28 protein-coding genes and 1 pseudogene are annotated in these 25,210 nt (G+C 42.2%); 13 read left to right on the forward strand and 16 right to left on the reverse strand.

Annotated elements, in window-relative coordinates; all coding sequences use genetic code 11:
• Positions 1 to 24: 24 nt before the first annotated feature.
• A complete protein-coding gene (locus FPZ42_RS08455) occupies positions 25 to 1,503 on the forward strand; it encodes a glycine--tRNA ligase (RefSeq protein WP_146270303.1) in 1,479 nt (492 codons plus the stop codon).
• Positions 1,504 to 1,618: 115 nt separating this feature from the next.
• A complete protein-coding gene (locus FPZ42_RS08460; protein ID WP_146270305.1) occupies positions 1,619 to 3,787 on the forward strand; it encodes a tetratricopeptide repeat-containing sensor histidine kinase in 2,169 nt (722 codons plus the stop codon).
• On the opposite strand, the gene FPZ42_RS08465 is transcribed toward FPZ42_RS08460, so the two are convergent.
• Positions 3,784 to 4,347, reverse strand: coding sequence for a YqgE/AlgH family protein (locus FPZ42_RS08465; RefSeq protein WP_146270307.1), 564 nt, complete (start codon positions 4,345 to 4,347; stop codon positions 3,784 to 3,786). The two genes, FPZ42_RS08460 and FPZ42_RS08465, sit on opposite strands and share 4 nt — an antisense overlap.
• Before the next feature lie 105 nt (positions 4,348 to 4,452).
• Between FPZ42_RS08465 and pdxH the strand changes: the two genes are divergently transcribed.
• The 3 genes and pseudogenes from pdxH (at position 4,453) to FPZ42_RS08475 (ending at position 6,848) form a co-directional block, all read left to right on the forward strand.
• Positions 4,453 to 5,103, forward strand: a complete 651-nt coding sequence (gene pdxH, locus FPZ42_RS08470) for a pyridoxamine 5'-phosphate oxidase (protein ID WP_219125325.1) — start codon at positions 4,453 to 4,455, stop codon at positions 5,101 to 5,103.
• A pseudogene (locus tag FPZ42_RS19275) lies at positions 5,100 to 5,561 on the forward strand (NADH-quinone oxidoreductase subunit C); the annotation flags it as partial. The gene pdxH and the pseudogene FPZ42_RS19275, both read left to right, overlap by 4 nt.
• Positions 5,562 to 5,720: 159 nt before the next feature.
• Positions 5,721 to 6,848 (forward strand): NADH-quinone oxidoreductase subunit D, encoded by a 1,128-nt coding sequence (locus tag FPZ42_RS08475; protein WP_261382267.1) that lies wholly within the window; start codon positions 5,721 to 5,723, stop codon positions 6,846 to 6,848.
• A gap of 80 nt (positions 6,849 to 6,928) precedes the next feature.
• Here the strand turns inward: FPZ42_RS08475 and mqnC are convergent, their stop codons facing one another.
• Together mqnC and FPZ42_RS08485 are read right to left on the reverse strand one after the other, a co-directional pair.
• A complete protein-coding gene (mqnC, locus tag FPZ42_RS08480; protein ID WP_146270311.1) occupies positions 6,929 to 8,053 on the reverse strand; it encodes a cyclic dehypoxanthinyl futalosine synthase in 1,125 nt (374 codons plus the stop codon).
• A 177-nt stretch (positions 8,054 to 8,230) separates the two neighbouring features.
• Entirely contained in the window at positions 8,231 to 9,721 is a 1,491-nt protein-coding gene (locus tag FPZ42_RS08485) for an ATP-binding cassette domain-containing protein (RefSeq protein WP_146270313.1), read from the reverse strand.
• A 422-nt stretch (positions 9,722 to 10,143) separates the two neighbouring features.
• On the opposite strand from FPZ42_RS08485, the gene FPZ42_RS08490 reads away from it, so the two are divergent.
• Positions 10,144 to 10,311 carry a phosphatidate cytidylyltransferase gene (locus FPZ42_RS08490; protein WP_146270315.1) on the forward strand — a complete coding sequence of 56 codons (168 nt, stop codon included), beginning with the start codon at positions 10,144 to 10,146 and terminating at the stop codon, positions 10,309 to 10,311.
• Between the two features lie 48 nt (positions 10,312 to 10,359).
• Here FPZ42_RS08490 and FPZ42_RS08495 read toward each other — a convergent pair whose 3' ends face one another.
• The 5 genes from FPZ42_RS08495 to FPZ42_RS08515 all read right to left on the reverse strand — a co-directional run bounded on the left by FPZ42_RS08495 (position 10,360) and on the right by FPZ42_RS08515 (position 12,132).
• Complete coding sequence (locus tag FPZ42_RS08495) at positions 10,360 to 10,809, reverse strand: hypothetical protein (RefSeq protein WP_146270317.1); 450 nt, start codon at positions 10,807 to 10,809, stop codon at positions 10,360 to 10,362.
• 111 nt (positions 10,810 to 10,920) lie between these two features.
• A complete protein-coding gene (locus tag FPZ42_RS08500; RefSeq protein WP_146270319.1) occupies positions 10,921 to 11,121 on the reverse strand; it encodes a hypothetical protein in 201 nt (66 codons plus the stop codon).
• A 146-nt stretch (positions 11,122 to 11,267) separates the two neighbouring features.
• Positions 11,268 to 11,474, reverse strand: coding sequence for a hypothetical protein (locus FPZ42_RS08505; protein WP_146270321.1), 207 nt, complete (start codon positions 11,472 to 11,474; stop codon positions 11,268 to 11,270).
• Positions 11,475 to 11,558: 84 nt separating this feature from the next.
• Positions 11,559 to 11,753, reverse strand: a complete 195-nt coding sequence (locus FPZ42_RS08510) for a hypothetical protein (protein WP_146270323.1) — start codon at positions 11,751 to 11,753, stop codon at positions 11,559 to 11,561.
• Between the two features lie 139 nt (positions 11,754 to 11,892).
• A complete protein-coding gene (locus FPZ42_RS08515; RefSeq protein WP_146270325.1) occupies positions 11,893 to 12,132 on the reverse strand; it encodes a hypothetical protein in 240 nt (79 codons plus the stop codon).
• Between the two features lie 154 nt (positions 12,133 to 12,286).
• On the opposite strand from FPZ42_RS08515, the gene FPZ42_RS08520 reads away from it, so the two are divergent.
• From FPZ42_RS08520 to FPZ42_RS08540, 5 genes are all read left to right on the forward strand, one after another.
• Positions 12,287 to 12,856 carry an RNA polymerase sigma factor gene (locus FPZ42_RS08520; RefSeq protein WP_146270327.1) on the forward strand — a complete coding sequence of 190 codons (570 nt, stop codon included), beginning with the start codon at positions 12,287 to 12,289 and terminating at the stop codon, positions 12,854 to 12,856.
• Positions 12,857 to 12,870: 14 nt separating this feature from the next.
• Positions 12,871 to 13,974: a S1C family serine protease gene (locus FPZ42_RS08525; protein WP_146270329.1), complete on the forward strand. Its 1,104-nt coding sequence runs from the start codon at positions 12,871 to 12,873 to the stop codon at positions 13,972 to 13,974.
• Positions 13,975 to 14,106: 132 nt separating this feature from the next.
• A complete protein-coding gene (gene scpB / locus FPZ42_RS08530) occupies positions 14,107 to 14,667 on the forward strand; it encodes an SMC-Scp complex subunit ScpB (RefSeq protein ID WP_146270331.1) in 561 nt (186 codons plus the stop codon).
• Between the two features lie 134 nt (positions 14,668 to 14,801).
• Entirely contained in the window at positions 14,802 to 14,990 is a 189-nt protein-coding gene (locus FPZ42_RS08535) for a hypothetical protein (protein ID WP_146270333.1), read from the forward strand.
• A gap of 76 nt (positions 14,991 to 15,066) precedes the next feature.
• Entirely contained in the window at positions 15,067 to 16,185 is a 1,119-nt protein-coding gene (locus FPZ42_RS08540) for a GNAT family N-acetyltransferase (RefSeq protein ID WP_146270335.1), read from the forward strand.
• Between the two features lie 27 nt (positions 16,186 to 16,212).
• On the opposite strand, the gene FPZ42_RS08545 is transcribed toward FPZ42_RS08540, so the two are convergent.
• The 3 genes from FPZ42_RS08545 to FPZ42_RS08555 form a co-directional block, all read right to left on the reverse strand.
• Positions 16,213 to 16,554: a helix-turn-helix domain-containing protein gene (locus FPZ42_RS08545; protein WP_117393022.1), complete on the reverse strand. Its 342-nt coding sequence runs from the start codon at positions 16,552 to 16,554 to the stop codon at positions 16,213 to 16,215.
• Between the two features lie 78 nt (positions 16,555 to 16,632).
• A complete protein-coding gene (locus FPZ42_RS08550) occupies positions 16,633 to 17,988 on the reverse strand; it encodes a UDP-N-acetylmuramate--L-alanine ligase (protein WP_146270337.1) in 1,356 nt (451 codons plus the stop codon).
• A 67-nt stretch (positions 17,989 to 18,055) separates the two neighbouring features.
• On the reverse strand, positions 18,056 to 18,904 hold the full coding sequence (locus FPZ42_RS08555) for a universal stress protein (protein WP_146270339.1): 849 nt from the start codon (positions 18,902 to 18,904) through the stop codon (positions 18,056 to 18,058).
• A 174-nt stretch (positions 18,905 to 19,078) separates the two neighbouring features.
• Between FPZ42_RS08555 and FPZ42_RS08560 the strand changes: the two genes are divergently transcribed.
• Positions 19,079 to 19,483: an Rrf2 family transcriptional regulator gene (locus tag FPZ42_RS08560; protein ID WP_146270341.1), complete on the forward strand. Its 405-nt coding sequence runs from the start codon at positions 19,079 to 19,081 to the stop codon at positions 19,481 to 19,483.
• Between the two features lie 51 nt (positions 19,484 to 19,534).
• A complete protein-coding gene (locus tag FPZ42_RS08565) occupies positions 19,535 to 20,173 on the forward strand; it encodes an NAD(P)-dependent oxidoreductase (RefSeq protein WP_146270343.1) in 639 nt (212 codons plus the stop codon).
• A gap of 111 nt (positions 20,174 to 20,284) precedes the next feature.
• Here FPZ42_RS08565 and prmA read toward each other — a convergent pair whose 3' ends face one another.
• The 5 genes from prmA to FPZ42_RS08590 form a co-directional block, all read right to left on the reverse strand.
• A complete protein-coding gene (gene prmA / locus FPZ42_RS08570) occupies positions 20,285 to 21,121 on the reverse strand; it encodes a 50S ribosomal protein L11 methyltransferase (RefSeq protein ID WP_146270345.1) in 837 nt (278 codons plus the stop codon).
• Positions 21,122 to 21,227: 106 nt separating this feature from the next.
• Complete coding sequence (gene tpiA / locus FPZ42_RS08575) at positions 21,228 to 21,992, reverse strand: triose-phosphate isomerase (protein WP_146270347.1); 765 nt, start codon at positions 21,990 to 21,992, stop codon at positions 21,228 to 21,230.
• Positions 21,993 to 22,062: 70 nt separating this feature from the next.
• On the reverse strand, positions 22,063 to 23,265 hold the full coding sequence (locus FPZ42_RS08580; RefSeq protein WP_146270349.1) for a GlmU family protein: 1,203 nt from the start codon (positions 23,263 to 23,265) through the stop codon (positions 22,063 to 22,065).
• Between the two features lie 67 nt (positions 23,266 to 23,332).
• A complete protein-coding gene (locus FPZ42_RS08585) occupies positions 23,333 to 23,581 on the reverse strand; it encodes a type B 50S ribosomal protein L31 (RefSeq protein ID WP_117393014.1) in 249 nt (82 codons plus the stop codon).
• A gap of 111 nt (positions 23,582 to 23,692) precedes the next feature.
• The gene (locus FPZ42_RS08590; RefSeq protein WP_146270351.1) at positions 23,693 to 25,150 is read right to left on the reverse strand and encodes a right-handed parallel beta-helix repeat-containing protein; all 1,458 of its coding nucleotides are present in this window, start codon (positions 25,148 to 25,150) and stop codon (positions 23,693 to 23,695) included.
• Between the last annotated feature and the right edge of the window lie 60 nt (positions 25,151 to 25,210).

Consider the following 25,210-nt stretch of genomic DNA (forward strand, 5'->3'; position numbering starts at 1 on the left):
TCTAAAATATATCTTTGCCACATTATGAGTACGCAAACCGACGATCTTTTTAAAAACGTAATATCACACGCTAAGGAATACGGCTTCGTTTTCCAAAGCAGCGAGATCTATGATGGATTAAGCGCTGTTTACGATTACGGCCAAAATGGTTCTGAACTAAAGAACAACATTAAAACCTACTGGTGGAAAGCCATGGTGCAGATGAACGAGAACATTGTAGGTATCGACTCTGCCATTTTTATGCACCCTACCATCTGGAAAGCCAGCGGCCACGTTGATGGCTTCAGCGACCCGATGATTGATAACAAGGACAGCAAAAAACGCTATCGCGCGGATCAGTTACTGGAAGACCGCATTGCCCAGTTAGATGAGGAAGGCAAAACCAGCGAAGCCGAAGAATTGCAAATTGAGATGGATAACGCGCTTAAGGCAGAGAACCTGCCCCGACTGCGCGAACTGATCATCGAACAAAATATAAAATGCCCTGTAAGCGGCACTGCCAACTGGACGGATGTACGCCAGTTTAACCTGATGTTCAGCACTCAGGTTGGTGCCATTGCTGATGAGTCTGATACCATCTACCTCCGCCCGGAGACGGCCCAGGGTATATTTGTGAACTACCTGAACGTGCAAAAATCTGGCAGGATGAAAATCCCGTTCGGTATCGCCCAAATTGGTAAGGCTTTCCGTAATGAAGTGATTGCACGCCAATTCATCATCCGCATGCGCGAGTTTGAGCAAATGGAGATGCAATTCTTTGTTCGCCCGGGCACACAGCGCGAGTGGTTTGATAAATGGAAACAAACCCGTTTAAACTGGCACCTTGCATTGGGTACTGCACCGGAGAAATACCGTTACCACGAGCACACAAAACTGGCACATTATGCAGATGCCGCTTTTGATATTGAGTATAACTTTCCGTTCGGCTTTAAAGAAGTTGAGGGTATCCATAGCCGTACAGATTTTGACTTGAGTCAGCACGAGAAATTCTCACGCAAGAAGATGCAGTATTTTGACCCTGAGGTTGACCCTGAAACCGGCAAACCTTATGGCAACTATATCCCTTATGTAATTGAGACGTCTATAGGTTTAGACAGGATGTTCCTGCTTACGCTGATAAACGCTTACGAAGAGGAAGACCTAAGCACCGAAGAGAAACAGGATAGCCGCACCGTGTTACGCCTGCACCCTGCCCTTGCGCCGGTTAAAGCAGCAATTTTCCCGCTTACTAAAAAAGACGGTTTGCCGGAGAAAGCTCGTGAGATTATGGACAAACTGAAGCTAAACTTTAACCTGCAATACGAGGAGAAAGATGCTATTGGTAAACGCTATCGCCGCCAGGATGCTATTGGTACACCTTTCTGTATCACAGTAGATCATCAGTCATTAGAAGATAATACCGTAACCATACGCCACCGTGATACGATGGAGCAGGAACGTGTAAACGCAGATGACCTGGAACGCATTATAGGCGACCTGGTTAGCTGGAAAAATGTTTTGTAATCCGCAAACATTACAACAAACTTTAAGTTAATGATTTCGTAAAAGCCTGCTTAGTGCAGGCTTTCACATTTGCCAGCAAAACATTTGCTATATTTCACCTGACAATATCTGCCGCTTGAAAAATCTTTCACTGTTTATTGTGTTTTGTTTGATAAGCGGGCATTGCTTTGCCGGCAAGCACGACGGTGAAATAGATAGTTTGCGGTTATTATTGCGGCAGTCCACAAAACCGGCTGGGCTGTCAGATTCTGTTAACATAAATCGTACAATTGAACTGGCCGATGAGTTTTATGAGTCGGCACCTGATAGCAGCACCTTTTACGCTAAGGTAGCCTTGGCCAAGTCTCAAAAGATCAACTATATTAAAGGGATGGCAGCGGGTAACCGCGTACTTGGCTTGGTAAACTCCTTTAAAGGCAATTACAGCGTTGCGAAGCTTAACTATCAACAGTCATTAGCATATTATACGAAAGCTAAAGATGAACTTGGTGTTAGCGACGCATTGATAGGCTTGGGTCGTGTTGAAGACTTTTTAGGTAATTACGATAGCGCTATAAAATATTATAATCAGTCTCTTGCGATACGCAAAAAACTTAACAACCAGATAAAGATAGCTGATAGCTACGCCATGCTGGGCATCACTTACGATAATAAAGGTGACCTCACGAAAGCGCTTGAAAATTACTTTAAATCGTTAAGTATCGATCTTAAACTTGATAACCAACTCTCTGCTGCAGATAATTACTGCAACATTGGCGTGGTGATGCAGCATCTGGAACTTTACTCCAAAGCTTTAGAGTACTTTAACAAGGCTAACAAGCTTTGGCTGCGTTTAAATGATAAACAAGGCATCAGCACGGCCTACCAAAATATTGGTGAGGTGTTGCTGGCGCAGAAGAAATACACGGAGGCTTATCCGTATTTCGCAAAGGCATCGGCGTTGTACCATGAACTGGGCGACGAAGAAGGTATTGGCCTTATCTACTATAATATTGGCATTTATCACTATTACACCGGTAAGCCCGATTCTGCAGCTTTTTACCTTAACAAGTCTATTGTAGCATCAAAAAAAAGTGGGATCACCTACAACCTTGCCAACGCTTACATCGGCATGGCACTGGTGAAAAACCTGGAGAAGAATTTCGCTGATGCTTACAAATATTCCTTGCTTGCCAAACAAAGTGCTGACAAAATTAAAAGCCTTAACCTGCGCGCCGATGCTACCCTCCAGCTAAGCAACGCCTTAGCAGGCCTAAATAGATTTAAAGAAGCCTATGAGACGCATAGCAGTTACCTGATGATGCGCGATAGTCTTAAAAACGATGAAAGTGTGCAAAAGCTTGCCTCTTATAACCAGGCCATGCAATTTGAGGACAGTCAGCGTAAGATGGCACGTAAAGAAGCGATGCTGATAGATAAACTTTCGCAGCAGCAGCGCACCAATATTATCTATGGTATCATCATCGTGGTGATGACAACCGTGCTTGTGTTCTATTACAATGCCAAGCGCAAACAACTCAAAGCCAATGCGCTTTTAGCGGAGAAAAACAAAGAGGTACTTGAGCAGGCAGATAAACTGAATGATCTGAATCATCTTAAAGATAGGCTGATAGCTATATTGGCGCATGACCTGCGAGCGCCTTTAAGCACCTTACGATCAGCGTTTTCCTTACTCATCTCCAAAGATGTAAGTGATGAAGAATTTGTGCAGATGGTGCCGGTTGTTTTTAAAAAACTGGAGCACACGTCAGACTTTTTAGATACGCTGCTATTCTGGATAAACAGCCAGGTTGATGATATTAACGAAACTATTAGGAGTTTCTGCCTTTGCGAAGTGATTAAAGAAGAGCTTGAGCTACTGGATGATCAGTTCAGGAAAAAGAACATCACTTATTTAAATGCAGTAGATAAAGGTCATGTGGTGTTAGCAGATCCAAAATCTATCCGTATAGTTGTGCATAACCTGCTTACTAACGCCATCAAGTTCTCTCATCCCGATAGCGCTATAGAGATCAACGCCAAGCAGGTTCCTGATTGTATTGAGCTAATTATCAAGGACCACGGTGTTGGCATGAGTACCGAGCAGCTGAACAGACTTTTTGCCGGCAAGGTAAGCAGCCAGGCAGGCACCCTAAACGAAGTTGGCACCGGCATGGGGCTCATATTCTGTAAAGACCTGGTAGAAAAATATCGCGGATCTATAAAAGCCACCAGCATTGCCGGCCAGGGCAGTGAGTTTAGCTTTACATTACCTAAAGACAACGAGATAAAGCTACAAGCCTAATTCAACGTTGGGTTCTCCGGGAAATTAGCGATGTGTGCATAACGCTGGCCAAGGCCTATAACCACCTCCCGCCAAAGGTTTTGTTCGTTGTTACTAAATACGTTATCCACCTCAAAGTTGTCGGTAACTATCCATGAATCTTCGCGGAGCTCCTGGTCTAACTGATCGGGGGTCCAGCCGCTATAGCCGGTGAAAAATTTGATCTCGTCTTCAGTTAGCTGGTAATTGGTTATCAGTTCCTTTATCTGTTCAAAATCTCCACCCCAGTAGATCCCGCTGGCTATTTCAATACCATTTTCAATTTTCTCAGGTACGCGATGTATGTAGTGCAATGTGTTTGCCGCTACAGGCCCGCCGGCGTAAACAGGTATTTCGGAATAAGACAGATCAGGCAGTATATCGCCCAGCATATATTCCGTTTGGTGGTTAAGTACAAAACCCATTGCACCGCCCTCAGAATATTCCGTAAGCACAATAACCGACCGCTTAAAATTAGGGTCGGCCATAAAAGGTTCAGATATCAGTAAACGGCCTGCAGCAGGTGCAATAGTACTTAGCATAAGGTTAACATTTTATAAATTAACGCCAAATGTAAAAATATGTTCATTACCGGTTAAAAAGCAACGGTTGCTTAACATACGGCTCAATTAATTTGTAAGTTTGCAATGATGGAGCAAAAAGATATAGAAAATTTAAGGCAGGATTACGCAGCCGCTTCGCTTAGCGAAAAAGATGTAGATGCCAACCCGGTAAGGCAGTTTGATAAGTGGTTTAACGAGGCTATAAACGCTAAAGTTTACGAACCAAACGCCATGACACTGGCTACCGCCACACCGGATGGCCGCCCATCTGCAAGAGTAGTGTTGTTAAAAGGCTTTAGCGATGACGGGTTTAAATTTTACACAAACTACTTAAGCCGCAAAGGCCGCGAGTTGGCTAAAAATCCAAACGCTGCCTTGGTATTTCTTTGGGGCGATATGGAGCGCCAGATACGCATTGAGGGCACCATCGAAAAACTGGATAAGTGGTATTCAGAAAAATATTTTCACTCGCGCCCCAAAAAGAGCCAGATAGGTGCTGTTGCCTCGCCGCAAAGCCAGGAAATAGATGGCCGCGAGCAACTTGAGGCCCGCATGCAGGAATTGGAAGCACAATATGCAGACAGTGAAGTACCAAAACCTGCTCATTGGGGTGGTTATATTTTAAAACCGCGAATGATAGAGTTTTGGCAGGGACGCCGCAGCCGACTGCACGATAGGATAGTTTATAAAAAAACAGATAATAAAAACTGGAAAATAGTACGCCTGGCTCCATGAGTTTTGATGATATTAAAGACCTGTTGACAGCCAAATTTGGCAACGAAGTAATTGTTGGCGAAGAGCGTACAGGCCTGCAGCCTGCCCTGCTTATACAGCCTAACCGCATTGCCGACGTTTGCCTGGAGCTGCGCGACAATCCTAAAACCTACTTTGATCTGCTTAATTGTTTAAGCGGCGTAGATTACGGTGTTGCAGCCAACCGTTTTGGCGTTGTTTATCAGCTTACATCTATTCCATACAACCTGCACATTAACCTCAAAGTAAGTGTAGAGAACGACAGGAACGAATATCAGTTACCCACCTTTCCTACCCTTTCGCATGTTTACGCTACGGCCGACTGGCACGAACGTGAGGCATACGACCTGGTAGGTATTTTTTTTGAGGGACATCCCGATCTGAGGCGCATTTTGTTACCTGATGATTGGGAAGGCTACCCTTTGCGTAAGGATTACGTAGCTACCGAATACTACAAGGGCATTCCAATAGAATACCCGGTACAGGCAAAGGATACTGTAGAAAAGGTAAGCTATAAAGTTGCTGAAGATAAAAATCCTAAATACCAGGAAGCTCTAAAACGCTATGAGCAAAAAATAGTCGATGCTTCGGTTGAGGACATGATCCTGAACATGGGTCCGCAGCACCCATCTACACACGGTGTTTTGCGTTTGGAGTTGATAACCGATGGGGAGATTGTAAAAGAGGTTATCCCGCATGTGGGTTACCTGCACCGTTGCTTTGAAAAACATGCAGAATCGCTCACCTACCAGCAAACCATCCCTTTTACCGACAGGATGGATTACCTGGCATCTATGAACAATGCCCATGCCTGGGTAATGGGTGCCGAACGCATGCTGGGTATAGATAAAGATATCCCGAAACGCATAGAATACATCCGCGTGCTGGTTTGCGAATTGAACCGTATTGCATCACATTTGATAGCCATAGGCACCTACGGTATCGATATAGGCGCATTTACGCCTTTCCTGTGGTGTTTCCGCGACAGGGAACACATAATGGGGATGCTGGAATGGGCTTCGGGCTCACGAATGCTGTATAATTACATTTGGGTTGGCGGTTTATTTTACGACCTGCCGGTAGGCTTTGAGGAGCGTTGCCGCGAGTTTGTAGATTATTTTAAGCCCAAAATGGTTGAGTTGAACCAACTGTTAACCGATAACCAGATATTCATTAGCCGTACCGCCAACGTAGGGATACTACCGCTTGATGTCGCCATAAACTATGGCTGCACAGGCCCTGTTTTACGAGGATCGGGCTTGCGGTATGATCTGCGCCGCGTAGATGGATATTCGGTTTATCCTGAGCTTGATTTTGAAGTACCGATAGGTACCGGCAAAATGGGCACCACAGGCGATTGCTGGGACCGCTACAAGGTGCGTGTTGACGAGATAGACCAGTCGCTGAGAATTATTGAACAATGCCTGGACAGATTACAAAAAGAGCTTAAGCGCACGCCGGATTTTGACCCGCGGGCAAAACTGCCCCGCAAACTTACCCCTAAAGCGCAGGACTTTTATTTGCGTGCTGAAGGTGCAAAAGGCGAATTAGGTTTTTATTTTATCCACGATAACGAACGCTCTGAAATACCTTTTCGCGTTAAAGCCCGCGGACCAAGCTATAACAACTTATCAGTTGTGCCGGTTATAAGCAAAAATGTAATGATAGCAGACGTAATTGCCATCATCGGTTCTATAGATTTTGTGTTAGGAGAAGTAGATAGATAACACCAAACATGCTCGTAAATAAAAAACGCCTGATAGTATCGTTAATATTATCAGGCGTTTAAGCTTTTTATAAGTGCAGGTTAGTAATCTATCACCTGTTCTTCAATCTCAGCAGGCATATCTCTCCAATCATATTTTTGCGTGCGTAATTGCGGTTCAAAGCCGGCTTCACGGATAGAGTCCTGGATACCTTTGGCTGTAAAGCGGTGAGGTGCGCCAGCAGCAGATACCACGTTTTCCTCGATCATTATCGACCCAAAATCATTTGCACCTGCGTGTAAACATATTTGTGCAACCTGCTTACCTACCGTTAACCACGATGCCTGTATATTTTTAACGTTTGGCAGCATGATGCGGCTTAAAGCTATCATGCGGATATACTCATCGCCGGTTACGTTATTGGTAATGCCGCGTACTTTTCTAAGTAGTGTACCATCGTCCTGGAACGGCCATGGGATAAAGGCGATAAAGCCGTGGTTACCTTCAGGTTTTTCTGATTGTACCTCGCGGATCCAAACCAGGTGCTCAAAACGTTCTTCAATGGTTTCAATGTGGCCAAACATCATGGTGGCCGATGTTGGCAAATTTATCTGATGCGCTGCGCGCATTACATCTAACCATTCTTTACCTCCGCATTTACCTTTTGATATCAGGCGGCGTACGCGGTCGTTCAATATCTCGGCACCTGCACCGGGTAGGGAATCTAAACCCGCTTCTTTCATAGCGCTGAGCACATCAATATGGCTCATACCTTCCAGTTTCGCCACGTGCGCAATCTCCGGTGGGCCTAAAGAGTGCAGTTTCAGTTTAGGATACAGCTCTTTTAACTGGCGGAATAGCGTAGTATAAAATTCCAGGCCAAGATCAGGATGGTGGCCGCCCTGCAATAGTAACTGGTCGCCGCCGTAGCGAAAGGTTTCTTCTATCTTGCGTTTGTAGGTTTCAATATCCGTAATGTAGCTATCCTCGTGCCCCGGGCGACGGAAGAAATTACAGAACTTACAATTGGCAATACATACGTTGGTGGTATTAACGTTACGATCTATTTGCCAGGTAACCTTACCATGCGGCACCTGTATCTTACGTAGTTGGTTGGCCACGTTCATCAGGTCGGCAGTTGGGGCATTATGATAAAGGTAAACACCTTCCTCAATGCTCAAAAAATCAAATGCTAAGGCACGCTGCAACAGATCCGCTGTATTCATATTACAAATATACGCTGTGCGAGGTGAAAGGCGAAAGGTAGAGGGTGAAAGGTTACATTACGGTGTCGGAATCAGAATTTTCAAAAGAAAAGAATTCTCAGAATTTTTCTTAGTAACATAAAGGTTTTAAGATGCACTTTTTATTATGTTAATTCTAAAATCCTTAAAATCCTGATCTCAGACAACTCTCCCCCTATCTAACTTCAAAACCTTGTTCACGCTATCAGGAATCTCATGCTGATAATGCGTTACGTAAATGAGCGTGACATTGCTATTGTCGCAAATAGCGTCTACCACCGCTTTAAAATGCCTTTGCTGATGCTCGTCTAAACCCTGGCAGGGTTCATCGAAGATCAAAAGTGCAGGGTTCTTTATAAGCGCCCGGGCCAGCAGGCAAAGGCGTTGTGCGCTGGCCGGTATATTCTTTAGCAGGCTTCGGCTATATTTTTCTATCTCCAGCGCTTTCATCCATTCAAGCGCCAGGTCAGCGCGCGATTTGATGCTGGGCCTGAATAATCCCAGCGTATCATAAAAGCCACTCTCTATTACCTGCAGGCACGAACTGTCTGCAGGGAAATATTGGTAAAGCTCGGGCGATACAAATCCTATCTTGCTTTTTATATCCCATATACTTTCCCCGGTTCCCCGTTTACGGTCAAAAAGCACAATGTCATTAGCGTAAGCCTGGGGGTTATCGCCGTTTATTAAACTCAACAGCGTAGATTTCCCAGCTCCGTTAGCCCCGAGTAGTGCCCAGCGATCAGCGGTGTTGATCTGCCAGTTGATTTTATCTAATATTACTTTATCGCCATAACTGATATGTATATTTTTTATATCGACCACCTTATCATATTGATGGATGTCCTTAAAAAGACTGATAAGATCAGTAAGCGCTTTGGTTTTAACCTCAGGTTCGGGTTCAACTTCGATATATTCTTCTTCAAACGCCTTTTTTGTCATTTGCTGTTCTGCAATCCCATCGGCCATTATCAGCACGTTGGTGATAACAGATGGGATCTCTTTTGGCGAGGTAGCCATTATCAAATGAATGCCGGAAGCTACTATTTCTTCGAATAAACGGTTAAAATACGCCCGGGTATCAACGTCTAAACCTGTTAACGGATTATCAAGCAATAATATTAGCGGGTTCTTCACCAAGGCTGCAGCGATCATCAGGCGTTTGGTTTCGCCATTAGATAGTTTAATGATCTCCTTATCGGCCAGGTGGTTTAAATTAAGTGCATGGATAGTTTTATCGATATCCCAGTAAGTTGGTTTATGATCGTTCACCTTAATGGCCTGCAAGTACTTCCTGGCAGTTAGCGTATCTTCAGAATCAGACGAATTATACCGCTGCTGATAATAAAGGTCATTGGTGTTTGATAAATTTTTGAAGTGATGTTTGGCACCAGCAAAAGCAATAAACTGCTGCGGATTTGTATAACGATCTTCAGCGGGTAGAAACTTTAAAAAAACATAATCAATGCTGCCGCTGCTTAAGCCGATGTTGCCTGCAAGCGTTTGTAATAAAACGCTCTTACCAGAACCACTTTTCCCTACAATGGCCCAGTGCTGGGCGTTATCTAATGTAAAATTGAGTCCGTTGAAAAGCCTGTTGCCTGCTAATGTTAGCGAAATGTTGCGGGCACTCAACAAAGTGTTTTCCATGCCGCCCAAATTACTATTAACTTTTATAGCTACATTAAAAACTTTGATATGAGTGAATCAGGCAATGATTTTTTCACTTCATCCACTTTTTTAAAAAGTTATCAACATTTCTTGTTATTTAACTTAAACTATTAATAGATTAGTAAATCTCTATGATCTACTGCCAATTTGAGAGGTTAACCAATTAAATATTAGTTTTGTAATTAACCCCCCTAAATTATTTTTGCTATGGAACTTTTGTTATCAGCTTTAGAAGTACTTGTTCCGATGAGCCTGGCTGCCATTGCGGTTGTATTAATTGCCGTACAATTTTTACCGGTTGAACGTGCAGAGATTGAAGATTAACCTAACCTGAACCATTTTTGCTGCATGGTCTGATTATTGTATTGTTGGATTATCATAAATCTTTACAATCCTCTACCATGAAAAAGTTAAATTTATTAGCGCTTGCCCTATTGGTTTTTGCCTTTAGCGGATGCGAGGTTATTGGCGGAATTTTCAAAGCCGGCGCTGCAGTGGGCATCATTGCGGTCATCGTAGTAATAGTTATCATCATCTGGATCATTTCGGCATTCAGAGGAAGATCATAAATATTACATAAAAAAGCCTCTTAATTTGTTAAGAGGCTTTTTTGTATACTATCGTGCAGGTTTTCCATCTATCGTAATTGCTTTAACAAGCCAGCTTCGGCTATCTGCCCAGTCCCCGCCCTGGTAAGACATATTAGTTTCCCAATCCATCTTTACGGTTTTACCACTGCTGTCTTGCGTATCCACGGTTGAGTGAATAGTATAGGTATTTTTAGCAGTATCAATATTTGAGGTAAAATCACTTTTAGGGAAAACGGATGTTTGCGGCAGTAATAGCTTGCCGTTAACAATACGTTTAGCCGCTTCATAGGCCTCTTTATCATTTGGTTTGCGATTTACATGCACCCGCTTATTCTGGAAAACTCGTAACATAAATAAAGCAAATATCAGCGCCCCAACTATGCTAAAAATGGTTGCTGTGCGTATATGCGGGTGTTTGCGCCAATGGATTGCTTTTTTTTCTTCATCAGTAAGTTTTTTCCAGTCGGCGTATCTCATAATCTCAAGCTTAAGCAATAAACAATTCTACAAGCCATTGTTTTAAAAATAGAGACATAAAAAAAGCCCCCTGGCAAACCAAGGAGCTTTTTTGTTTTGCTAAAAGCGATATTACATTTTTTTAGTAGTATCTTTTTTAGTAGTGTCCATCTTAGTGGTATCCATTTTAGTGGTGTCCATTTTAGCTGTAGTGTCCATTTTGGTAGTATCAGCAGCAGAATCAGCTGAAGATGATGAACCAGAACCTTTACAAGCAGCTGCAGAAACAGCGATAGCTAATGCTAAGAAAGCAACTTTGAATGAATTTTTCATTGTTTTGTTTTTTAAGTGATTTAACAGTTTTTCAAGTGTTAATACCCAAAAACAAAAAAGGTAACCCATAAGAGTTACCTTTTTTTAAAACTTAAAAACTTAAAAATTAACAATGTAATTTTTAGGTATTTAACCTACCGGTTAAATTATTTTTTAGTTGTGTCTTTCTTAGTTGTATCAACTTTAGCAGTAGTATCAACTTTAACGGTAGAATCAACTTTAACAGTTGAGTCAACTTTAACTACTGTATCAGCAGTTGAGTCAGCTTTTGAACCTGAACCAGAACCTTTACAAGCAGCAGCAGAAACAGCGATAGTAAGAGCTAAAAAAGCAACTTTGAATGAATTTTTCATTTTAATGTTTTTAATTAATTGTGAAGTATCTTATTCTTTGTAAGGCTTAATACCGCCAACTGAAAAAGGTAACCCAACAAATAATTATTTTTTTACTGAATCTTTTTTGGTGGTATCTGTCATGCCCGAATCAACCTTTGCAGCGCTATCTCTTTTTGCAGAATCGGCCACAGTGGTAGAATCAACAGAGTCGCCTGAAGTTTTCTTAGCCGGGTCGCATGCAACAGCGGTAAGGGCTATACTTGCAGCCACAAACGCTAATTTTAATGTCTTTTTCATTTTAGTTTTGTTTTGTTGTTTAGCATTAATGGCCGGATGCTGAAAAAGGTAACCCAATCAGGAAGTAAAAAGTTAAAAATAGAAAGTCGTCAGAAAACAAAAAAGCCGGAGGCATGGGTTCCGGCTTTCCGTTGATATTTTACATTTTCTTTTTTGTTGTATCAGTGGCCTTTACAGTATCTGTTCCGCCTGAGCCGCTGTTATCTGCACTGCTATCTATCCCGGATCCGGATCCGTTCCGGCCAACGGTTTTGCCTACGGCGGCGGTATCATCTGTTCGGGTACTATCCGGTACGTGGGTTGAATTGTTACCTTTGCAGGCGGCAAATGAAATTGCTATCGCAGTTGCAAGGAGGCCTGTCCTCAAAAAAATTTTCATAAGTTAAAGTTTTAGTTTAGCAGGAAGCGTTCAAAATTGATGCCGTTTAAGGGTTCCGGGAGCCGAAACTAACAATGGCATAAAAGCGTTAGCCCATAGCCGTAATTATTTTTGATTTTATTGGGTTACTATTCAATATAAAAAGTATTAAAGAGTGAATAATCAGTTAAATGTGGAAATACCGTCAGACAGTGAAGTGATCATCGGGATACTGAACAACTCTGATAGTGTTTTAAAAAAGCTTTACCTGGCCTATTTTCCAATGGTTTTGCAACTTATCGTCAACAACAACGGCGATGAGGATGAGGCCAAGGATATTTACCAGGAAGCCATTATAGTTCTTTACAATAAAATAAAGCGTGGCGATTTTGAACTGAGCAGCAAGCTTAAAACGTATATCTATTCGGTATGCAGGCGTTTATGGCTTAAGCGGCTTAAACAAATGAACCGTTACGCCGGTGGCGACATCAAAGACTTTGAAGAGTTTTTACCTGTTGAGGAAGAAGTTGAACGCCATGAGGAACGCGACTTACAGATCAGCAAAATGGGCGAAGCCCTTAAATTATTGGGCGAACCTTGTAAAACTATAATGGAAGATTTTTATATGCACAACCGCAGCATGCAGGATATATGCGAAAGGTTTGGCTATACTAATGCTGATAATGCAAAAACGCAGAAATATAAATGTCTGCAAAGGCTGAAAAAACTGTTTTTTCAGCAATAAAATAAGTGATGACCATGAGGGATAATCAACTTTTAGAAATGATTGAACGTTACCTTGGGGGAGAAATGACCCTGCAGGAGCGTGAAGAATTTGAGGCGCTGCGTAAAAAAGACGCTTCCATCGATGTTAAGATGGCCGAGCATAAAGATTTTACGTCGCTGATAAAACAATACAATGAGCGTAAAAAACTGGAGACACGCCTGAACGCCATCCACCAGGAGATAGATGTGCACACACTGAAAGAAGACCTGATGGCACATCCATCATGGATAGTTCAAATGTGGCGTAACCACCATTCAAAAATATCTGTAGCAGCGTCGGTAGCTATCCTGGCTATCCTCCTTACACTGTTCATCACCGGTGACCTGAGTAATAAAGATCCGCGTTATATTCAACTAAAGCGTGAGGTTGATAAGATTAAAGGCCGCACAGAGCAGCTTAACACTAAAACCGATAAGATCATTAAAGATGGTAAAGCCAACGGCCCTACTATTAATGCTAAGTTTAAAGGCACCGGTTTCGCTATAACCGGCAATGGTTATATCGTAACCAACTTCCACGTGGTTAATGGCGGCGACAGTGTTTATGTACAAAACGATGCAGGCGAATCATTCCACACTAAAGTGATCTATACCGATCCGAATAACGATCTTGCATTTTTACAGATTACCGATCCTAACTTCAAAAACTTAGGCCCTATCCCATACACCTTCAAAAAATCTAAAAGCGATTTAGGTGAAGATGTTTATACTTTGGGCTACCCTGCTAACGATGTTAAACTTTCGCCTGGTGCTGTAACCGGTGCTACAGGCTTCAAGGGCGACAGCACAGAGTACGAACTTTATATCCCGATAAACCCAGGCAACAGCGGCGGCCCGTTATTGGATAGCAAAGGCAATATCATAGGTGTAATTAACGGTAAACAGACCGAAACAACCGGCGTAGGCTTTGCTAAAAAATCAAACTATCTGCTTAAAGCTATTGAAAGTATCCCCGGCGATTCACTTTCAAAAGCGCTTAGCCTTAACACCAAAAATACAATGGCTAATTTGAGCCGTACACAGCAAATTAAAAAGCTGCGTAACTATGTGTTTATGGTGAAAGTATACAACCAGTAAAAATCAACAATCATCTATATTAAGGGTGATGCATTAATTTGCGTCACCCTTTTTTGTTTCTGCCGAACCATTCCCATTGGATAAGCCGTTAATTAATGATGTTTTATTATTTTCGAACCTTAGTTTAACTCAGTGGATAACATAGAACAATATATAGAGGCTTTAATATTTGCATCAGAACAGGGTATCCGCACAGAGGAGATCATGTACTGCCTGCAAGCCAGCTTTGAGCGCGATTTCAGCAGTGATGAAATTGAAGCAAGTGTTGCAGCTATTGCCAAAAAATATGGTAGTAACGATTTTGCCATTGAGGTTGCGAAGATCAACAATGGCTATCAATTCCTTACCAAAAAAAGCTACCATACCGTTGTGAGCCTATTGCAGATACAGCGCTCAAAGAAAAAACTAAGCCAGGCTGCTTTAGAGACCCTGGCAATAATTGCCTACAAGCAACCGGTTACCAAAACAGATGTAGAACAGATACGCGGCGTTAACTGCGATTATTCTATACAAAAACTATTGGAAAAGGAGTTAATTGCAATTACGGGCAAGTCTGATGCTATTGGTAAACCTATTTTATACGGTACCAGCAACATGTTTATGGATTATTTCGGCATTAACAACATCAGCGAACTACCTCAACTTAAAGATGTTAGCTCAGAAGAATCAAGTATTGGGGAGCAAGCAGAATAAATTGAAAAATGATTTTTATTAAATCGGTTTTTACTTATTTTTACTCCTGTAAACGCTGCGGGTTGGCAGCTTTTTAGCAAAACAATAAACAACAGATCAATTTAAAAAAGTTTTAAAACGTAAAACATTTTAAGATGGCAACTCCGAAAAAACCTTCTACAAAAAAAATTAGCGACGAGGATGATGATGACTTTGATGATGAGCCAGCATCAGGTAAAAAAGCTGTCGATGAGGACGACGACTTTGATGAGGATACGCCATTAGACGATGATCTGGGTGGTTTTGATTCTTATGACCCTTATGATGACGAAGACGACGATTAATTATCGTTGCCATCTTATAAGCGAAGCACTTTGAAATTCTCAGGGTGCTTTTTTTGTATCTTACCATCCAGTTCCTATGAACATTACCGAAGTAAAAAGTAAAGCCGATAAAACGGCATTTTTAAACGTTGCACGCATTATTTACAAGGATGATCCAAATTGGGTTTGCCCCTTGGACAACGATGTTGAGGCCGTATTTGATCCGCAGCGAAATAACTTTCATAGCCATGGATGCGCTACCCGGTGGGTACTGCGTAATAATAAAGGTGATCTGATAGGACGCATTGCGGCATTTGTTAATAACGAGAAAGCCTATAAAAACGAGCAACCAACCGGTGGCTGCGGTTTTTTTGAATGCATTGATGATCAGGACGCTGCTTTTTTGCTATTTAATACCGCAAAAGCCTGGTTACAGCAACAGGGCATGCAAGCCATGGATGGACCCATCAACTTTGGCGAGAACGATAATTTTTGGGGACTGTTGGTTGAAGGGTTTATCCCTCCTTCTTACGGGATGAACTACCATCTCCCGTATTATAACGCCTTATTTAAGGCTTATGGCTTTAATACTTTATACGAACAGATCACTAACCATTTAGATGTTCATAAGCCATTTTCAGAAAGGTTTACTAAAATTGCTAACTGGGTAATGGCCAAACCAGGCTATACATTTGAGCATTTTAAATTATCCCAACTTGAAAAATTTGCTGCCGACTTTATAGAGATATACAATGATGGCTGGCAAGACTTTGATGGTTTTGTGCCTATAACACATCAAACCATTATGGAAAGCCTTAAGCAGATGAAGCCCATAATGGACGAAAAGCTGATCTGGTTTGCTTATGTAGACGGTGAACCGGCTTCGTTCATCGTGATACTGCCTGATGCCAATCAAATGATAAAGCCATTGAATGGCAAGCTTAACCTTTGGGGCAAGCTAATATTTGTTTACCGCAAATGGCGCGGTGTAACGCGGATGCGGGCAATAGTTATGGGCACAAAGCAAAAGTTCCAGAAACATGGGCTGGAATCGTGCCTGTTTATTAAGCTTAAAGAATACGTTTTGCCGCTGAAGCAGTATGACGAACTTGAGCTATCATGGGTGGGCGACTTTAATGATAAGATGATCGCTATTCACCAGGCGGTGGGCGCAACCTTCGCAAAAAAGCACTTAACCATGCGGTATAAATTTTAACCGCCCCGGGGAAAGGGGCATTAAAACTTATGCAGTAACTTTCTTGTGCCTTAATTCTTCAAAAAGTTCGATAACTTTCTTTTGCAGATCAATAACTTCGGTTTCGCGATCCATCAACTTCTTGTTAACACTTTCTAACTCGCTGGCCATTTTTTGATCTTGCTCTGTTTCGTTGTAAGTAAGCAACTGCACAACAGACATTTCGAACAATACTGCTATCTGCTCTAAACGAGATAGATTAATATCAGTTATACCAGTTTCAATTTTTGAAAAGGCAGGGATAGAAATGTCTAAACGTTTAGCTACTTCTTCCTGGCTCCAGCCTTTTTGGTGGCGCAATAAGCGAATTTTTTTTCCGAGTGTCTTCATATAAAGTTAATTAGGTAAGGTTTCTCAATAGTTAATAAAGTTACAATTTTTTTATTAACAAACTAATAATCAATAAATTTATAATAGATTATTTTTTAACAATAATAAATCAATACCACCAAAATTACCACTACTCATCATCAATAAGTTAGCATTATTAATATCTAACTGTTGTAAATGATACAGCAGATCTGATGGGTTATTAAAAAATAATAAGTTATTATTTGCAAAGGCATTCTTAACCGTTTCTGCCGGGTAAGGTTCCATTTTCTTTTGTTCAAATGTTTTGCGGTCTATGAAAACAATAGCTTCATCGGCCTTATCCAATGTACCTGCATATTCATTTAAAAAATCCTTGTTTAAGCTGCTAAAGGTGTGCAGTTCGATACAGGCGATCAGTTTCCGATCAGGAAACTGCTTTTTTACCGCATCAATAGTAGCCGTAAGCTTAGATGGAGAATGTGCAAAATCCTTAAAAATAGTGCTGTTGTTGTTACTGCCAATAACCTCTAACCTGCGCGCTGCTCCTTTAAAGGAACTAATGTGCGTGTAAAACTCATCTGGATTGATATCCAATGCCTCGCATACTAAGCGGGCAGCCTGCATATTTAACAGGTTATGCTCGCCAAATACCTGCAACGCATAGCTTTTGCCATTAACGTTTACACTTGTAACACCGTTGCTTATAGAATAATCGGGCAGGTTATAAGGTAGCTTCTCAGCTCCATTTGTTAAGCTGCCAACCATTTTATTTAGCACACCATCCGCCTGGCAATAAATAAGTTTGCCATTTGGCTCTATGGTATCGGCAAATATCCTGAATTGATCTATGTAATTCTCAAATGTTGGGAATACGTTGATATGATCCCAGGCAATACCGCTGATAACACCAATGTTAGCTTTATAAATATGAAACTTGGGCCTCCTGTCAATCGGCGAAGCAAGGTACTCATCACCTTCTATCACCATCACAGGTGCATCGTGGCTTAAGCCAACCATGGTTTCAAAACCTTCTAACTGTGCGCCAACCAGGTAGTCAAACTTTTTACCAGCCTGCTGCAGCACATGTAATATCATGCTGGTGATAGTAGTTTTACCATGGCTGCCGCCAATAACTACACGCAGCTTATCTTTAGATTGCTCGTAAATGTAATCAGGGTAAGAGTAAATTTTGAGGCCTAATTCCTGCGCCTTTAGCAGTTCAGGATTATCTGCACGGGCATGCATCCCTAAGATAACGGCATCCAGATCATTGGTGATCTTTTCGGGATCCCAGCCTTCCTGTGCAGGCAGTATATCATATTTTTTTAAGCGTGAGGCCGATGGCTCAAACAAAACGTCATCAGACCCGGTAACAATAAAGCCCTTTTTATGAAGGGCAATTGCCAAATTGTGCATGGCACTGCCACCAATAGCTATAAAGTGTACTCTCATTTGTAATAAGGCTGCAAATAAACACAAAAAGGTTTATCATAGCAATTAAATTTATTAACCCGTTAAGCTATTTTAATAACAATACCGGCACCGGTGAACTGGAGGCCAATTGTTGCGATATACTACTGTGGATAATTGACCTGAAGAAGCTGTATTTGTGCGGTAATGCTATCACAATTTCGGCATGTTTTTCTTCTGCAAAGTTTAGCAAACCCTTTATCACATCCGGCGAGTTTACAAAGTGGTAAGTAGGCTTGTAAGTTTGCAGCATACCCTTTAATGTAGTCTCTTCGGCCAATTGTTCGGCATCGTTACTGTCATGCTTATTATCAGCATCAATGTTCACTACCAGCAACTCGAAATTTTGCTTACCCAATAACTTATGCAGCACATCAACCGGTACGTTCTCCTTAACCTTTTTGAAATCACAGGCAATAATGGCGCGCTCAACCTTGCGGTATTTAAATGCAGGCGGTATAACCATAACAGGCACCGGACTGGCTTTTGATATGCCTATAACATGGCTTCCTAAACCTTCCCCTTCTGCACTACTGTTACCTACGCTGCCAATGATAACCAGATCGGCATTATAAGCCTCTACCCTATCAACCACCGCGCGCACCAAATGCGAACGATTTACCCACACATCTATCTGCACGCCTGCCCTTACTAACTTTTCTAACTTGTGCTTAAGCTTGTTAAGGTTAGCGTGGCGCTCATCCAGGCTCTCCAATATCTCCTGCTCGCGCAGCATTACCATATCAGCATTAGGTAATAGCTCTTCGTAAGGCGAGATATAATAAGCATTTAGCAAAATGATACGTTCCACGTTAGTTTGGTTACTTAACCTGGCAGCAAAGTCGGCGGCATTGAAAGCGGCCTCAGAAAAATCAACTGGTACGAGGTAGGTTTTCATAATGGAATATTTAGCGCCGGTTCTTGCAACCGGCAGTCAATGTGTCAAACATACGCTTTGTAACATCAAGGTTTGTCAAAACGATTTCATAAAATATAACGCATAAATTTAGCTATTGCTTTTTCAATTTAACACACTACATTTGTACTGTAATAATTTTTATTACACATAAAAATGAACGGACGATTTTCCATAGCTATTCATATCATGACACTGCTTTGCGCGGATGATAACCTGCAATCGTCTGATTATTTGGCAGGCAGTATCAATATAAACCCGGTGCTGGTTCGTAAGGAGCTTAGCAACTTGCTTAAACATGGGCTTATCAACAGTCAGTTAGGTAAAAATGGTGGTTACAGCCTGGCTAAGCCTGCTAAGGAAATTACCATAGCAAGCATTTATAAAGCGGTTAAGCCCAATGCTATTTTGGGGCAGGCCAAAAATGAGCCTAACCCGGCTTGCCCTATCGGCAAACAGATCAACAGCCATTTAAAGGCTTTAGATGCCGATATTGAGCAGGTGATGGTTAACAAGCTGGGCAACACTACCCTTGCCGAATTTTATAAAAGATTCGATTAAAAAAATTTAAAACAATATGTAACAAAATAAATTACAATTAAAACAACAAACATGAAAGTAGTAATTATTGGGGCCACTGGCTTTGTAGGCCCGGAGTTAGTAAAAGAAGGTATTTTACGTGGATACGAGGTAACTGCCATTGCCCGCAATACCGATAAAGTTGAGAAACAGGCCGGCGTAACCGCTGTATCGGCAGATGTTAATGATGTAGATGCATTGGCTTCTGCATTATCCGGCCATGATGCAGTGATCAATTCCTTTAACGCAGGCTGGACCAACCCTAACCTTTATAACGATTTTCTGCAAGGTTCAAAAAACATACAGCAGGCGGTTAAAAAAGCAGGCATTAAGCGTTTTATAACCATTGGTGGTGCCGGTAGTTTATTTATAGATGGCAAGCAATTGGTAGATTCTCCGGAGTTCCCGAAAGAATATTATCCCGGGGCTTCTGCTGCCCGCGATTACCTTACCGAACTGCGCAACGAACAGGAGTTGGACTGGACCTTCCTAAGCCCCGCTATCAACCTGCACCCAGGTAAACGTACCGCTGAGTTTCGCATAGGCACCGAAAGCCCTGTGTTTAATGCTGAAGGCAAATCGGATATATCAACTGCCGACCTTGCCGTTGCCATATTTAACGAGCTGGAAAATAACCAGTTTATAAAACAGCGTTTTACCGTAGGATATTAATAAAATCGTCATGCTGAATTTATTTCAGCATCTCATCAGCCGAGCAGATATGAATGTCAACTTAGCAAGTGAGATGCCGAAATAAATCCGGCATGACGCATGTAGTTATTTCTAAAGTACAAACTTTGCTGCCACCCAGTCTTTGTCTTTTTTGTGGGTGATGTACTTAAGGTCGTATTTACGGGCTTCTTCGGTGATGATGTCCAGATCTGGCGACTCATAAAAACCGCTGAAGTAGATCTCGCCGCCTGGCTTTAATACCCGTGCATAGCTATCCATTTGATCAAGCAGGATGTTGCGGTTAATATTGGCCAGTATAATATCGTATTGTTCGGCAGGGATAACTTCCTTTGAACCACAAATTGCCTTGATATTGTTTACGTGGTTTAGCGCCGCGTTTTCAATGGTGCTTTCATAACAAACCGGATCGTAATCGATAGCTGTAAGATCCGCTGCGCCTAATTTTGCGGCCAGGATAGCCAATATGCCGGTTCCGCAGCCCATATCCAACACCTTTTTGCCAGCAAAATCGTTCTCCAGCATCAGCTGCATCACCATGGCAGTAGTTTGATGATGCCCGGTACCAAACGCCATCTTAGGGTCGATGACTATCTCGTATGGAAACTCGGGCTTAGCTTCATGAAAGGTAGCGCGCACAAATACCTGGTCGCCTATTTGTATGGGTTCAAAATTGCTTTCCCACACCTCGTTCCAATTTTTTTGAGGAATCAGGGTAACCTCGTAACTAAAGGTGAACATCTCACGATAAGGCTCCAATGCCTCATCTAATACCTGCTGGTCAAAATCATCCACAGGAATGTAAGCCTTAAAACCCAGGTCGAGTTCCTCAAAAGTATCAAAACCTATTTCCCCCAAGGCAGCTATCAGCAGATCTTGCTGATAATCCTCAGTAGTAATGGTTGTGAAAAGCAGTTCGTAGTAATTCATGTTTTAAAGATTAGAGGTGGGAGATTAGAGATTAGGCTAAAAAGAAAGTGACCAGAGATTAGTCAAGATAACTAATCTCTGATCACAAATCTCTGATCTCTAAAGCTTAATTAAAAGCTTTTACGATATCGGTAAAGTCGCGTGATTTAAGTGAGGCGCCACCGATAAGGCCGCCATCAATATCCGGCTGAGCGAAAAGTTCAGGGGCGTTTTTTGCATTACAGCTACCACCGTACAGTATTGTGGTATCATCAGCAACCTGCTGACCGTATTTTGCAGCCAGTTCCTGGCGAATAAAGGCATGGATCTCCTGCGCTTGTTCTGATGTTGCAGTAACACCGGTACCAATAGCCCAAACCGGCTCATAAGCTAAAACTAACTGAGCAAATTTGTCGGCATCTAAATGATAAACACCTTCTTCAAGCTGTGTTTTGATAATATTGAAGTGTTGGCCGGCTTCGCGCTCCTGCAAGGTTTCGCCGATACAGAAGATTGGCTTTAAGCCGTTAGCTAACGCTGTATCAGTTTTTTGAGCAAGCAACTGGTTGGTTTCGCCAAAGTATTGGCGGCGCTCCGAGTGGCCCAGGATCACATAAGTTGCACCTACCGATTTGATCTGTTTTGCAGATACTTCGCCGGTGTAAGCGCCGCTCTCAGCCTGGTGGGCATTTTGTGCGCCTATTGACACACGGCCATTACCCTTTGCCAATTGCGCAAGGCTATGTAAATGAATAAACGGACTGCAAACCACCACTTCCTGAGCACCGGTTGCTTCGTCTTTAACCATATTTAGCACTTCAGAAAAAAGCGATAAACCTTCGTTATAATCAAGGTTCATTTTCCAGTTTCCGGCTACAATGTTTTTTCTCATGTTGTTTTTAGTTCATAGACTATGGTTGATAGTTCATAGCCTTTAGTTAATAAATATTTAGGTAGCTACGTTAATTATTAACGCAACCGTTTAGTTCTCTAAGTTCTTTGGTCAGGTTAAAAACCTCGGTAAGTATTTGCTTCTCAGCATCGTTAAAAGCACGATGTTCTCTGCGAGCAAAAACTCTTTCCGTAGTTTCCATCATTTTATTGTAGGCATACTCCTCTAAACCTTCGGCACCACCCCATGAAAAATCAGGGATAAAGTTTGGCGGATATCCACCACCAAAAACGTTGCTGCCTACGCCCACCACCGTACCGGTGTTAAACATGGTATTAATACCGCATTTAGCATGATCGCCCATTATCAGGCCGCAAAACTGCAAACCGGTTTTACGCATGCTTTGCGATGCATAATCCCACAGCTTTACTTCTGCATAATTATTTTTAAGATTAGAGTTGTTGGTATCTGCACCTATGTTACACCACTCGCCCACTACAGAATTACCGAGGTAGCCTTCATGGCCTTTGTTTGAGTACCCCCATAGCACAGCGTTATTAACCTCGCCGCCCACACGGCAATATGGGCCAACGGTGGTAGCGCCGTATATTTTAGTACCCATTTTGATCTGCGAATTTTCGCACAATGCAAACGGGCCACGGATGTTGGTACCTTCCCAAACCTCTGTTTTAGCAGAAAGATAAATAGGGCCGTTGTGGGTGCTGAATGTGCAACATTCGGCAATGGCACCTTCTTCGGCAAAAAAATCATTACCTATAATGGTATTGGTACTGCTCATAACCGCGCTTGTACGGCCTTTGGTAAGCAGGGTAAAATCTTTACGTAGCTCTATATCGTTCTTCTTGAAAATATCCTCAGGAAACTTTATCGTAACCGGGATACGCTCATGAATAATTGGATCCGGATAAACCTGTTGCGCTCCAAACCCTTTGGCATCATCAGCATTTAAGCGTACTGCTACCAGCTGATTACGGTAAGTTATGGATTGGCCAGTCTCTAATTTGCTCACCTCTTCAATCAAAGCTTCATCAGGGCAGTATGATCCGTTTATAAACAGGTTGTCATCGGTTATTGTAACCGGAAATTTGGCCTGTAAATATTCTTCGGTAAGGAATGAGGATGTCTGATCAAGATGTTTTTCCCACTTTTCGGCTATAGTTAATATACCAATGCGCAGATCGGCAACCGGGCGGGTGTATGTTAAAGGTAAAAGTGTGTTGCGGGCGTTATCGTCAAAAAGAATAATGGCCATGGGTCAAAAATAAAAAAAGTCCCCTGCTTTTGGCGGGGGACCATTGAATATTTTGTTAAGATACCAATTACTTTTTGTTGTAACGGCTGCGGAATTTGTCGATACGACCCGCAGTGTCAACCAACTTCATTTTACCAGTATAGAACGGGTGTGAAGTGTGTGATATCTCTAATTTTACCAAAGGGTATTCGTTACCATCTTCCCATGTAGTTGATTCACGGGTATCGATGCATGATTTAGTGATGAAAGAATAGTCGTTAGACATATCTTTAAATACAACTAATCTATAGTTTGATGGATGCAGATCTTTTTTCATGTTCTTATATTCTTTCCTCTCAAAAGAGGCGCAAATGTAATCAAAAATATTTAATGTAAAAAGCTGTTAGCAAAAAATTATCAACATTTGCATTCAGTTACATCCACAATCTTACTTAAAGGTAGTTGCACCAATATCAAAAGCACCGGCAATTGTGCGCTTAACACCGTAGTAATCATACGCTACGCCATAGGTATAAGCGTTTGCACCAGCCTTTGATAATGGCGAGCCAGCCTGTAAATGGTAATTACCGCCTGCGAAGTTTACAAATTTGCAGGTATTTACATCGTCATTAACGTAATTATTGGATGCGGTAAGCTTTACATCGCTATTCATGCGATGGATGGCCTGCCCCGATCCGGGCCTTATAATTACATTGTTCACCACCACGTTCATCGGGATAGTTGTAGAGTTTAACTTAACACCATCGCCTTTAGGTTGAACAATTGTATTATTTAAAAACCTGAAGTAAGGCCCCGGCGTGTATCTCGAATCGGCAAATATGCCATGTTCACCGGCATTGATGATGTAATTGTTATATACGGTATTATCGCCCAAGCCCAAAACGATGATACCATTACCCGGTGCATCTTTAACCAAATTATTAAAACATTTACCGCCGGTGCCCTCGCCTATTTGTATGCCGTTGTTTTGCCCGCTTGCAAAAGGCGACCTGCCCGGAGAAAGGACAGTATTATAGTACACCTCACATCCCGAGGTTGCACTGCCTATCTGTATCCCCTCACACCCTGAAGATATGATCGTGTTTTTATACACTTTCAAATTTTTAACATCGTGCGGCATTACCTTGCCGCAAGACGTAGACACACCATCCTGGTAGAACGAGTTGCCTATGTAGATCCCTTCACCCCCGGTATCATGGATGTAATTGTGATGGATTTTAACGTTGGCCATTGTAAAATTACCGCGCCAGGTTGCCTTATCACAAGATGGGTCTGTTTTAGCCATGATGCCTGCAAAACCGCTATTTTTCACTTCTATGTTCGATATCTCGAAATCAGATGAGAGATCATCCATAGTTACGCTGATATTGCCACCATCCATTACAAAGCCATAATAAGTGCTGCTTACACCTGTACCAAGCACCTTGAAATTTTTACAATTTTGGGTCTTGAAAACATAAGAAGCTGTCTTGGATGCAGAAAACCTCACCTGCCCACCTTTATTTACGATGATCACCGGCTGAGACGCCGTCCCTTTGATGTTCTTAAGCAGCAACGCACCGCGTGTACCGGCTGGTATATAAATAATAGCTCCGGCAGGTAAAGTAGAACCATCTATCATCCATTGCGATGGCTGTACGGTTATGGTAGTGGTTATGGCATTTATGGCACGCAGGCCGGCGGTTGTATCGGGCAGGTCGAGATCTGTAGAAGGGTCAATAACTGCTTCACCAGCGCCGGGGGCAGTAGTATCTGCTTTAGTAGTACCTTCTTGTACTACGCTTAGTGGTTTATCAACTTTAATGTTGGGTTTAGCGCACATCATTAACGAAAAGGCCAGCAACGGTGCAGCCAGTGCGGTTAACATTTTCTCAGGAAGTTTCATCGCTCAAGTAGATTAATAGGGGATTTTATAATCTGTTCCAGTCCACAAGACCTTATACGT

Source organism: Mucilaginibacter achroorhodeus (assembly GCF_007846095.1).
GTDB classification, from domain to species: Bacteria; Bacteroidota; Bacteroidia; order Sphingobacteriales; family Sphingobacteriaceae; genus Mucilaginibacter; species Mucilaginibacter achroorhodeus.